We start from the raw sequence: 11,840 nt of genomic DNA on the forward strand, positions 1-11,840 counted from the left end.
ATAAATGATCTGGCCAATTCTCAGAGTGAGTGGCTTAGGATCTAATAGAAGTATCGACAGGTGTCAAAGACAGCCTGCCTATTAGTTCGACTCAGTATGTAGCTTAGAAGTCATAAAGGGTAAAGATAACTCAATCTAAAAACTTTTTTCAATCCTCAATGAACCTCAGTATTTCTCGCGTGTAGTACCCTTTGACTTCCGGAAGATCAACTAACTTATAACTAAGGAATTGATATGAAAATCTTAAAAATCATTGTGTTATGCATTTTGGCTTCTCCTCTTTGGGCTGCAAATAGGCCGGAAGATATTCCATCCAAGCTCACTGAGGTGAAAGCCAGAAACTGGTACCAGGAAAAATATAGATCATGGAAAACATACCTGGAAGAAAATAAACTTGACAAAAAAGGTTGGATGGAATGCTTTAAAGCAGCGCAGTATAGCGGCATCCCATCCTCTGAGTTAAAGTCACTCTCCGAAGAAATCAATGAGCTATTTCCTAATTCTGGAGAAGCACATTGGACCACAGCGAAAACACTTGGCTACACTTCAGAAGGTATCTTACTATTAGATAAAGCAGTAGCTAACCTCAAATCCACTGATATTCTGGCAGACAAAATTGTGCTGGCAGAAGTAAAAGGAATGGATAGAGCCTATTACTCCCATCAGCTATTCGAAACCAATATGATGTATCCAAGTCTACTCAACTACGCCTACAATGTCTTGATGTCGGTTGGAGAAAATGGAGTACTACTAACTGAAGGTGAGCACACCACCATTCCTATCTGGGTGCTCCAGGATGAGCTTGGTGTTCGTAAAGATGTGAAGATCCTAAACCTCGAGCTACTAGGTCTGGAAGACTATCAGCAACGCATTCTAAAAGCTTATGACATAGAAACAGTAAATGGCCAGTTGGATAATCTCACGGAAAACAACCCAGATCAAAACTTCTATTATGCGCTTACCTTACCGAAACAAACTTTCGAGCGATACAATGATCAATTGTATGTAGTAGGACTGGCGTCTTTGTTGAGTGAAACTGAAATCAACAATTATCAAAGCCTGAAGACCAATATTGAAGACCGCTTCCTGATGGATTACCTAACAGTAGATTTCAATGGCGAACCTAAAACTGCTACAGGTAGAACGCTGGAAACCAACTACATCGTACCGTTCTATCTACTGAAACAGTATTATGACCAGCAAGGCGATGCTGCCAAATCCAAATTTCTGGAGGAGCAAATTAAGTCCATCGCTGATCGTTCACAGATTGGTGGCCGGGTCAACATGTTGCTCTCAAGTAAGACCGGACCTAAAAACTTCAAGATTGTTGAATTGGATATAAAAATCCTGGACAAACGATATGTGAAAGTGAAGGACAACATTTATGCATCAGACACTGAACTGAGCAACAAGGATTACCAGTTTTTCTTAAATTATCTAGAAAATCAACATTACGATGATTTATATGAAATCGCCAAATTTGATTTCTCCAAGCTAGATGAAGTGAATCGAGCTTTCGCTAAGACCTACCATTACAATTATGACAAAGTAAAAGTGATGAACTATTCTGACTACCCAACCATGGATATCACTTTTGAAGCTGCTAAGCTTTACTGTGAGTGGTTAACAGCACAGTACAATGCTCAGGAAAGTAGAAAATACAAAAAGGTGAAGTTCCGTCTTCCAACGCAAAAAGAATGGACTATGGCCGCACTTGGTTATGTCAATTTCCAATCATGGAATTTCGAAGACAACATCGTAAGAGCCAGACCATATGGGAATGATAAACCACGTTATTTTGAAGAATACAGAATTGGAGACTATGACAGTGTAAGCTATCCTTGGTATCATAGCGACTGGTTCAAGGCAAGAAACAGTATTGTCAATGATCATGGTTGCTATTTAGCCAATGTAAAAACACCAGAAGGCTATAAATGCACCAATGGAATTGAAGGAGATGGCTTTCAATTGATGTCACCTGTTGGCACATACTTTTCTAATGACATGGGGCTATTTGACGTGATAGGGAATGTAGCGGAAATGATCAATGAGCCGGGAAAAGCAATGGGTGGAAGCTGGAATCATTTGCCAGAAGAATCAACCATCAATAGTATCAATCTTTACGATAAACGCTCTCACACGGTTGGTTTCCGAGTGTTCATGGAGGTAATTGAAGAATAAATGGGGTTATTCACCGCCTATCATAAAAAAACAGATGAAACACTGATGGTCCTCATCCAGAATGGGGATCATCGGGCGTTTCAGAACCTGTATGATCGCTATGCTACACGCCTCAATGGATTCTTTTTCAAAATGCTCTGGTCTGATGCTGAAATGGCAGAAGACTTTGTACAAGATTTATTTACTAAAGTCATCGATCGACCTGAGCTCTTCAAAATTGAGTACAAAGTCAAACCATGGCTCTTTCAAATTGCTGCTAATATGTGCAAAAACGCCTATCGAAAAAACAGCTTTGAGCGAGCCTATCGACAACATTTGGAATCCGAAGGCATTCACCTGGCACATATAGAAACCAAACTAGATCACAGCATTCAATTTGATTTACTATCAAAGGCTATGAATAACCTGGAGGAAGATAACCGTAGCATATTTCTGTTGAGGTACCAACAAGAAATGACCATTGAAGAGTTGAGTGAGACCTTTGACATCCCTACAGGAACTGTCAAATCCAGGCTTTTCAACCTTCGCAAACAATTACTAACAGCTATAGAAGACCAAAAAATTACGAACCATGAATAATGATCAATTGCTTAAAATAGATCACCTCATTCAGACCAAACATTATGAGGAGCTCAGTCAGGAAGATAAACTTCTGGTAGATGAACACCTTGGTGGCAAAAAGTCCTTTGAGCAATACCAAATACTCTTCAAGGAAACACATGCAACACAGGAAAGGCCTGTTTCACGATTAGTAGCCAACAACCTGTCTACACGTTTTAAACAAAAGAATCGACCAGTCTGGTATAGCCTCTTTAATTATCGTATTCCGGCATATGCTAGTATCACGCTAATCGCTCTCATAATGACAGCTTCCTGGTGGTGGACCACTAGTCATCCAAATATGATCGAAGTAACCAAAGAAGTATATTTACCGGGCAAAACAGACACTCTACTGGTACAACTGCCTCCTGATACTATCGTGATTGAAAAAGTCATTCAGAAAACAATACCAGTTTACATTACCAGTAATGTCCCATCTGAAAAAACCCAAGAATCAACAGAAGGAAGTTCACTGGCTGAGCAGCAAGATTTAACCGAGTTTTTAGTGAGCGGAAGATGATAAAATCATCGAAGACTTCCAACGACTGTGACTGTATCTATTTCATCAAAAGCTTCATACACGACACTGTAGTACATGGAATTATCATCGGGCATGTAGCTTCCATTGTAAGCACCGGATCGCTGATTTTCACCCCATACATAGTATCTATCAGATGTCTGTTGCGCAATCGAAAAACCAACTAATCCACCGGAAATGGGCGCAAGTTTAGCTTTGAATGCCGTATGACCTGATTCTTCTGGAGGCGTAATTTCTATTTCATTCAATCCAACACGAGTGATATCAATCACCACTTCAATATTCGTATAGGAATTGCTGGAGTAGGTAGCCTCGTATACCCCAACGACTTGTTCTGTATAATCCGTTGGACCTGGATCTTCTGCTGAGCAAGACATTAGAAATATAACTCCTACCCAAGCTGCGCTTTTTAGTATTTTCATTGTTTTAACTGGTTGTTTGCTTATATGAAATTCGCTACAAACTTCTTCCAATCAAAGCACTCATAGACAGTCAGATGGTGAATAGGAATTAAACGCTAGTGAATGTAACTGCACGATACTTAAAGCTCTAAGAGCTTAACTTTATATCACCAGATGAACAACATATCTCACCTGGAGAATAATTTTTTTACAAATACCGTTTTTATTTGTAAATAGAGAAGAAATCAAGTACGTTCATACTGATTAACTATTTCACTTTCTCAAAATAACTTTAGCCATAAAAGATCAATTATTTCAGATCTGATAAAAGGTCATTTAGATCAAACACAACCATGCAAAAACTAATAGCACTTCTACTTGCTCTAATCATCATCACATCGTGCAAAGACGATGAGATCGCACCAGCTTTTAATGAAGATGAACTAACTCCATTAGTAACCTTTGAGGTTGACGGAAAACTTATTGAACTGACATCAAATAATAGTAACACATTTTCTTTTCCTGTTTCATCAGAAAGTGGATCTGTACTACCAGAAACCTATGCGTTTTTATTTTCGAGCGACTTTTCGGCGAGCCCAAGCTGTCAGAATACCGCCATGGATATTGAATTAACTAAATGGTTTGACATTAATGAGCTAGAGTTCTTAAACAACTATCCGATTGATCCCGGAGATTACCCAAAGACAAGCAAGTTTCTTGAGGCATTTGAAAGTGGAGACCGAGATTTTCAGAAAGACATTGACATAACTTTTGTCTCCGATGAAATCACGATTTCTTATGTAGACGAAGACCTATCATTTTATGCGTCTTACTATGGAAATAATCCCTCATCAAAATTTCATATCATAAAAAGTATGGCATTAAATGATGGTACTGCCATTGTAGAAGGAACATTTGATGTGACTCTATACTCCATCGAAGGTGAGTCCATCGATCTCGAGAATGGTTATTTCCGAGCAATTTTTCAAAGAGCAAATACCATAGAAGAGGAAGAACCAGGGGAAGAAGTTGATGTGACTCTTGAATTTGAATTGAATGCAGCAGATGAATTAGATGATAACGAATACATTATTTATAATCTCATACTAGATAGCATGTATGATGATAAGGACGTAAGTGTAAATCAAAAATCACGTATCCATTTTCTAAATAATGTAGAACCTTATGAATCTAACCTTAAAAACGAATTCTCTGATTTCGATAATTCCTTATTTGACAACTATTTATTCGCTGCTAATTCAAATGCATACTTGGATGATCTATTGATTGAATCTTTGCTTTCAGAAGAAGAACTCACATATCTTTTCAATAAAACAGATGAATGTGGCAACAAAACTTCCAGAACAAATGGTTGGGAGCGCTTTGAAGCTAAACACCCAGATTTAGATGGATATATCGACTTTAGCAGAGTCGGTTTTAATGAAGATAAAACTCAGGGTTTGTTGGAAATTTCTTACAACTATGGAAGTCTTGGTGCAGAAGGCTATCTGATTTATGTTCGAAAAGACGCCAATGGATGGGAAATTGCCAAGGTTATTTTGGAGTGGATTTCTTAAGCAAAGCTTTGAAAATAAGTCAAACTCGTGAAAGCGATTAACAAAATAGAGCTCAGCAATTCTATTCATAATTGATCAACATTCAAATTGATTTAGTATTTCCTATAATAAACATCACAATTGCCGGTTAATTAAACAGTACTAACTTTTACAGCCTAATGAAAACGTTTAATTTATTCATTCTATTGACACTTCTGATTGGAGTTTCGTCTTTCGCACAAACCGATCAAACATATTACTCTAAGACGATAAATGACATTCAATTTGCCGACTACAGAGCATATAAAAACACCAACTTTGCCGACTCATTACTGAATCATTATCCAAGTAGATCATCAGTTAACTTTCCTGACTCTTCCGAGGCAAGCAGAGACATCAAAGTAGTCAACACCTGGAGAGAATTTAGAGACAACTTCCTTGCATCCGTTAACTTCGACGAATTTGACTTTGAAAAGCGGAAGTGTTCCATTTTTTTCACACTTCATTTTGATCAAGAAGGCCAACTGAAACATGTCCTTTTCAATTGGCTAAACGGTTTAGAGTTTCCTGAAATGACTGAGCATTTTGCAACATTCACTTCTGAATATGATTTTTCTGGTTTTCCACAAGGTGCAGACTGGTCTCAATGTGGAACTATAACACTTAACCGAAACGATCTCAAAAAAGCTCAAACAGAATTAGCTTCTAAATAATTTTAGATCATCTCAAACTGATGAATTCACTATCTTCAGGACAAATTACTTGTTCATGAACAGATTCATCAGTTTACTTTTCTTTATTCTCATTGCTTGCCAATCTCCTGAGAAAGGCAATCCATCTCTGCAATCTGGAGGCTATTATGCTGACATACAGGGAGGAAAAGTCTGGTTTGGCGTAATGGGTGAAGGTGACGCTACTCCCCTACTTTGTCTACACGGAGGTCCTGGAGGTACAAGTAAATCATTTTTGAGTTTAGCAGAATTATCCAGAGAACGTCCCGTGATCTTAATGGATCAATTGGGAAGCGGACTATCCAGCTACCATGAAGACTCTACACTTCTTACAGTTGAGAATTTTGTGGAGCAAGTCAAAGCCGTAAAAGAAACATTAAACCTGAAGGAATTTTATCTGATGGGACATTCATGGGGTACCGCTTTGGCATTGGAGTACTATTCCAAATATCCTGATGGTGTCAAGGGCATTGTATTCAACAGTCCGTATTTCTCCACCGCTACCTGGATTAAAGATACTGACATACTCGTTTCCACCCTTCCAGACAGCATACAGGAAGCCATCTATTTTGCAGAAACTAATTATGAATTTGAAAGTCAATCCTACAAGGACGCCATGGACGTATTTTTCAAAAACTTCCTCGTTCGCAAAGATGAAGCGGAATGGCCTACTCTCTCCTATCAGTTGATTGACCCAAAATATGATTCTGTAGAAGTGAAGAGTAATTCATACATCTACAACTACATGTGGGGACCTAGTGAATTTAGCCCAACAGGAACGCTGTTAAATTATGAGAATATTGACGCTCTCAAAGGAATAAAGGTGCCCGTTTTATTCACTACAGGTGAGTATGATGAGGCAAGACCAGAAACTGTTGAATTATTTACAAAAATGGTTCCTGATGCCTCCTTCATCGAAATCCCAAATGCTGGCCATGGCTCCACCAGAGACAATCAACCAGCCTATCTAAAAGCCCACAGAGACTTTACGAACCGAATAGATGCTGAAGATTCCAAAGATTAAGACGCATTTCACCTCTATCCTTGTCGGATTAAGGTGGTAGTTATTTGATCCTATCTGGTGAATTTTGAAGGATTCAAATACTTGATGGATATGAGGAAAATAATTGTATTCTCCATGATAAGCCTGGATGGTGTCATGCAAGCACCTGGAGGTCCTGAAGAGGATAGATCCGGAGATTTTCAATATGGAGGATGGACTGCTCCGCTTGGTGATGACCTATATGGGCAGGTTGTCAAGAAAGAATTGGAACCTGCAGAATACCTTCTCGGGAGAAAAACATTCGAAATCTGGGAAGCCTATTGGCCAAGTCATAGCGATTTTTGGCCAGGCATCAACAGTGGGATGAAATATGTTTTATCAAATTCAAGAATTGAATCACACTGGCAAAACACCCGGTTCCTCAAGAGTTTAGAAAACATTCAACAACTCAAAAACACCAACGGATCAGATCTTCATGTTTGGGGAAGTAGTGAATTGGTAAAGCTTTTATTGAAGCACAACCTTGTAGATGAACTAAGGCTCAAGATTCATCCATTACTCCTTGGAAATGGAAAGAAGCTTTTTGACAATCAGGCTTATCCAGCAACATTCGAGCCAATTGATCAGGTTACCACCTCAAAAGGAGTAATTATTGCAACTTATCGCAAAGCAGGAAAAGTGAAGACAGGACAATCCGGGGAGTAAAATTAAAAATGCAACTTCATTCCTTCGTGGGTAGCTACGAAACCAAGGGACTCATAGAACCGAATCGCATCTCGACGTTGCTTGTCTGAAGTTAATTGCAATACATGAGCTCCCCGTTCTTTTGCTCGGTTAATGGCCCACTCAAACATTTGAGTCCCCAGACCTGTACCACGCTGATCTTTTCTGATTCTGACAGCTTCAATTTGTGCCCGCACGCCACCTTGATAAGTCAAATACTGAATGAATGACAATTGCATTGTCCCTATCACTTCCTGCTCCTTTTCAACCACCATCAACTCCTGATGTGGATCACTTATGATTACTTCGAAAGCTTTTAGATACACTTCAGGCAACGGCTGTTGAAAATTCTCACGCTTAGCTCCCAAATCATCATCCGCAAGCATGGCAACAATAGCAAATACATCGTCTTTTGTAGCTTTTCTGACCTTCATCAATCTCTAATTTTGACTATAATCTACCTTTTTATCCAATAAAACTGATAGCAACAAGCCACTGCACCTACATAAACCATTCCCACACTCCAAAAACCTAGATCTATAAAAAATGAGTAGTAACTACCGCCGCTCGGCAATATAAACATGGGTACTGTGATGAGGGCATCCATCAAAATAGAAACGCTAAGCATAAACAGCCCAAGTAAAACTCCATGGACTTTCTTCCCTCCATGGTAGTAAAAACGTGATCCAATTATGGCAAGTGGAATAAGTAATACTGCGAGTATCAAAGAAGCTCCATTTTGAGTTTTTTGAATGAATGGTAGCATTGAAGCAATTGAAAAAACAAGTGCACCAATCATCCATAGAACAATTGAAACAATTAAAACTCTTACTAACGACATATGATAATCAAATTAAGGTGACCAAAGAATCACAAGACTCTTAGGCCACGTTAAACCATTATTGAACTGTAACTTCTGGATTCCAAACCCCAGTTTTCACCGTATTCTTTACGTATTGATCAAAAGAAGTAGCAGGTCTATTCAGCACCTTTTCAATATCCTGAGTGACCACATCATTTCCTTCTGTACCTAGCACCTCGGTGAACAAGTAATTGATCAGCCAGATATAATCCTTAGGCACCTGGTGCTCTTCCAGCATCGTCACATACGCTGATAATGAAATGGGTGTAAATGCGATATTTCTACCTGATGCTTCATCAATCTTGTTGATCACTTGTTCAAAAGTGAGCAATTCTGCGCCTGTCAATTCATATAATTGCCCATTATGATCCTCAGTCAAGGCTTTCACCACTACTTCAGCAATATCATCGGTGCTTACATAAGGTACTTTTGCTTCTGGTTTTGGTAAAGCAACATGTCCCGCCAAAATCGGATCCAGGAAGAAGCTCTCGCTAAAGTTTTCCATAAACCAGCTGGCACGAACAATGGTATAATCCAATCCAGAGTGGATCACCACCTGCTCACAAAGTTCGGCTTCACGCTCTCCTTTACCCGATAATAATACAAGCTTTTGCACACCTGACTTCTTAGCTTCTTTCACCAATCCTTCAATGGCATCCAGTGCTCCTGGAACAGCCAGATCAGGCTGAAAGGTGATATATACTTGAGTGATTCCCTGAAGAGCATCTGACCAGCCTGACTGATCCTGCCAATCAAATGCAGGAAAACCATTTCTAGATCCAATGCGCACTTCCTCACCAAGTGCTTGCAGTTTTGCTACTACTTTTCGACCGGTTTTACCGGTTCCTCCAATGACTAATGTTTTAGTACTCATGTTATTTTGTGTTTTGATTTATTCAATATTTGATGGTGAAAGAGCTTGCTAAAGCCAACAAAAAGGCCCCAAGTGCGCTCCATGTCCTGATGAAATGAAGCCTATTCCAACGCACTTCATAGTATTGTCTGAAATCTGAAAGTTGAGTCTCTGATAATTCAGACAAATTCAACGCATCCAGTTCATCGTTTAATGGCACATTGCCGAATGCAGTAACTGCGAAAGTCCCCAAGAGGTAGGTCAAAGTAGCGGCAACTACTAGCCAGAAGGTAACTCCGTGGCCATACTGCTGTACAGAACTGATCATCAAGAGCAACAAGCTTCCGAAAAAGCTCAGAAAGAAAGCTGGATTCAGTATTTCTTTATTAATTGACTGCATGGTTTGGAGATACGTCAAATCCAACAATTTTTTAGTCCCTGGAATGACTGAAACCGCCCATGCATAAAACAGACCAGCAGACAAACCTGTAAGAAATATGGCCAGGTACAAACTCAATGATTTAGTAAAAGCCATAACTAAAAGATGTCTTGAGTGAACAACCACTTCTCCAGCACTGCATATTCTTGAGTCGTCAGCTTAACTTCTTTGCCCTTTGGCATGCGTCGCTTGATGAAAACCTGCTGATAAATCTTTGGGGCTAAGTCCGAAATATTCTTCGATGTAAAAACCTTTTTAGGGTTCTTTCTAGTGTGACATACATTGCACTTGGATTTCAAAATATCAAGTGCCGCTCTTTCCAACTCACTTTCTTCAGCAATAACTCTTGCCTCAATTACCGTAGGTAAAGTGGTTAATCGGAAAGCTGGAATGATCGCTATCCCAAACAGGATAACGACCACTTTCAGATAGTTTGGTTTAAATAGTCTCATCTTCATTTTCTGTAAATGATTATGAGACAAAATTGAATCTTATCTTATCTGTTGGCTTGTTCGAAAAGGAGCTTAATTTGTTCGAAAAGGATTAATGCTTGATTTCACTAGGACGAAATCCAAACTTGCCAGCAAAGGCATTAGAAAAAGAGCTCAGACTATCATAACCTACTTCCCAGGCGGCTTCCTGAATACTCTTCTCTCCTGTTCTGATCAATTCGTGTGCAGTATTTAAGCGTTCGTTTTGGAGGTATTTAAAAACAGGCACTCCAAAAACTTCTTTAAAGCTCTTCTTAAGTTTGTGGGTATTAAGCCCAATTTCTTTAGAAAGTTCAGAAAGCGAAGGTGGTGAGTTCAGATTAGCTATTAATATATCTCTGGCTTTTTCCAATCGATCACGATCATCTGTCGGCAACTTTTCATTGGCATTGATCGACAGCTGGCCAAAGAAGTGTGCTAGTAATGAAGTAATCTGGCTTCGGAAGAACATCATTTTTGCCTTCCCTTCATATTGTATATGAAATATCTGATCTACAATGGATTGCATCTCTGGAGACATAAAAAATTGTGGTCCAGCAACATAGTGATCTTTCGGGTGTACCAGCTGCTCTAACAATTCTGCAAACAACTCTCCTTCTTGCTCAGGTAAATTATCCAGGTGTCGGGCCGCGGTAGCAATAACGGCACACTCCAATGGTTTCTCTGAAGAGACCACATGTTCAAAAACCACTTGTTCATCACCATAAAAAGATAAAGCTAACCCCTTGGTGTAATCATACTCCTGTAGCTTATTCTTATACTTCACATTGAGATGCACATTCCCAGAACCATAAAAAGCGACAGCAATGACAGGCTCGTCAAAATGACAGGCATCAACGGTAGGGGATTCTGAATTTCCAGTTTCCACCAAAATCGTAAAATCATTGATATCTACTATATCTCTTGTCATCTTTTATACCAGATATAGTCGGTTACTGGTGGAGTAATACCACTCGCTCGGAGATCTGAGATAATCTGTCCTCGATGATGGGTAGTATGATTAACTACTTGAAATAGCATCTCCTGAATGCTATTTTCATAAGAATTACCTTTCGAGTTTTTGTACGCAATTCGTTCATCAAGATCTCTATCATCTAAAATATCTAAAGAATTCAAATAATTAGTCTGATCATACTTAGCACACTCAGTTAGTGTGTGCACATCACTTACACCAAAAGACTCATCTCCCAAAATTCGCGAATTCCAAATTTGGTGAGCATTGATTATATGTGAAATAAGTGGAATAGAGCGCTTACTTATCTCACCTTCATGTGTTTGTAAAAGTTCTAAGATCTCCTGATTGAAATGCCTGTGATACCCAAATAAATCTTTAAAGAAGATAACCATGAAGACAAGTTATATCAACACAACCTATTCAGTCAAGACCGAACATGATTTATTTAAACCATCCAAAACATTGATTTTCAATTTCAACGATGGACAATTACTTTAGGGAAAGAGA

Annotated in this window: 15 protein-coding genes; 7 read left to right on the forward strand and 8 right to left on the reverse strand. The window is 39.0% G+C overall.

Going from position 1 to position 11,840, the window contains the following annotated elements:
- The first annotated feature begins 234 nt into the window (after nt 1–234).
- From NXS00_RS06490 to NXS00_RS06500, 3 genes are read left to right on the forward strand one after another with little or no spacing between them, the layout of a single operon-like run.
- A complete protein-coding gene (locus NXS00_RS06490) occupies nt 235–2,181 on the forward strand; it encodes a formylglycine-generating enzyme family protein (RefSeq protein WP_258098313.1) in 1,947 nt (648 codons plus the stop codon).
- Nucleotides 2,182–2,760, forward strand: a complete 579-nt coding sequence (locus NXS00_RS06495) for an RNA polymerase sigma factor (protein WP_258098314.1) — start codon at nt 2,182–2,184, stop codon at nt 2,758–2,760.
- Nucleotides 2,753–3,301: a hypothetical protein gene (locus NXS00_RS06500; RefSeq protein ID WP_258098315.1), complete on the forward strand. Its 549-nt coding sequence runs from the start codon at nt 2,753–2,755 to the stop codon at nt 3,299–3,301. The genes NXS00_RS06495 and NXS00_RS06500 overlap by 8 nt, the downstream gene beginning before the upstream one ends.
- A gap of 5 nt (nt 3,302–3,306) precedes the next feature.
- On the opposite strand, the gene NXS00_RS06505 is transcribed toward NXS00_RS06500, so the two are convergent.
- Nucleotides 3,307–3,741 (reverse strand): hypothetical protein, encoded by a 435-nt coding sequence (locus tag NXS00_RS06505; RefSeq protein WP_258098316.1) that lies wholly within the window; start codon nt 3,739–3,741, stop codon nt 3,307–3,309.
- A 332-nt stretch (nt 3,742–4,073) separates the two neighbouring features.
- Between NXS00_RS06505 and NXS00_RS06510 the strand changes: the two genes are divergently transcribed.
- The 4 genes from NXS00_RS06510 to NXS00_RS06525 all read left to right on the forward strand — a co-directional run bounded on the left by NXS00_RS06510 (nt 4,074) and on the right by NXS00_RS06525 (nt 7,715).
- Nucleotides 4,074–5,297, forward strand: a complete 1,224-nt coding sequence (locus NXS00_RS06510; RefSeq protein ID WP_258098317.1) for a hypothetical protein — start codon at nt 4,074–4,076, stop codon at nt 5,295–5,297.
- Between the two features lie 158 nt (nt 5,298–5,455).
- Nucleotides 5,456–5,989, forward strand: a complete 534-nt coding sequence (locus tag NXS00_RS06515; RefSeq protein WP_258098318.1) for a hypothetical protein — start codon at nt 5,456–5,458, stop codon at nt 5,987–5,989.
- A 55-nt stretch (nt 5,990–6,044) separates the two neighbouring features.
- Entirely contained in the window at nt 6,045–7,031 is a 987-nt protein-coding gene (locus tag NXS00_RS06520) for a proline iminopeptidase-family hydrolase (protein ID WP_258098319.1), read from the forward strand.
- A gap of 90 nt (nt 7,032–7,121) precedes the next feature.
- A complete protein-coding gene (locus NXS00_RS06525; RefSeq protein WP_258098320.1) occupies nt 7,122–7,715 on the forward strand; it encodes a dihydrofolate reductase family protein in 594 nt (197 codons plus the stop codon).
- A gap of 2 nt (nt 7,716–7,717) precedes the next feature.
- On the opposite strand, the gene NXS00_RS06530 is transcribed toward NXS00_RS06525, so the two are convergent.
- From NXS00_RS06530 to NXS00_RS06560, 7 genes are all read right to left on the reverse strand, one after another.
- Nucleotides 7,718–8,167 (reverse strand): GNAT family N-acetyltransferase, encoded by a 450-nt coding sequence (locus NXS00_RS06530; protein ID WP_258098321.1) that lies wholly within the window; start codon nt 8,165–8,167, stop codon nt 7,718–7,720.
- A gap of 23 nt (nt 8,168–8,190) precedes the next feature.
- Nucleotides 8,191–8,574 carry a DUF5367 family protein gene (locus tag NXS00_RS06535; RefSeq protein ID WP_258098322.1) on the reverse strand — a complete coding sequence of 128 codons (384 nt, stop codon included), beginning with the start codon at nt 8,572–8,574 and terminating at the stop codon, nt 8,191–8,193.
- A gap of 58 nt (nt 8,575–8,632) precedes the next feature.
- Nucleotides 8,633–9,469, reverse strand: a complete 837-nt coding sequence (locus NXS00_RS06540) for an NAD(P)H-binding protein (RefSeq protein ID WP_258098323.1) — start codon at nt 9,467–9,469, stop codon at nt 8,633–8,635.
- A 22-nt stretch (nt 9,470–9,491) separates the two neighbouring features.
- A complete protein-coding gene (locus tag NXS00_RS06545) occupies nt 9,492–9,983 on the reverse strand; it encodes an anthrone oxygenase family protein (RefSeq protein ID WP_258098324.1) in 492 nt (163 codons plus the stop codon).
- Nucleotides 9,984–9,985: 2 nt separating this feature from the next.
- A complete protein-coding gene (locus NXS00_RS06550) occupies nt 9,986–10,339 on the reverse strand; it encodes a hypothetical protein (protein ID WP_258098325.1) in 354 nt (117 codons plus the stop codon).
- 91 nt (nt 10,340–10,430) lie between these two features.
- Nucleotides 10,431–11,288: a helix-turn-helix domain-containing protein gene (locus tag NXS00_RS06555; protein ID WP_258098326.1), complete on the reverse strand. Its 858-nt coding sequence runs from the start codon at nt 11,286–11,288 to the stop codon at nt 10,431–10,433.
- Complete coding sequence (locus NXS00_RS06560; protein ID WP_258098327.1) at nt 11,285–11,725, reverse strand: DinB family protein; 441 nt, start codon at nt 11,723–11,725, stop codon at nt 11,285–11,287. Before NXS00_RS06560 ends, NXS00_RS06555 begins: the two co-directional genes overlap by 4 nt.
- Nucleotides 11,726–11,840 lie beyond the last annotated feature (115 nt).

The organism is Marinoscillum pacificum, assembly GCF_024714495.1.
Lineage (GTDB): Bacteria > Bacteroidota > Bacteroidia > Cytophagales > Cyclobacteriaceae > Marinoscillum > Marinoscillum pacificum.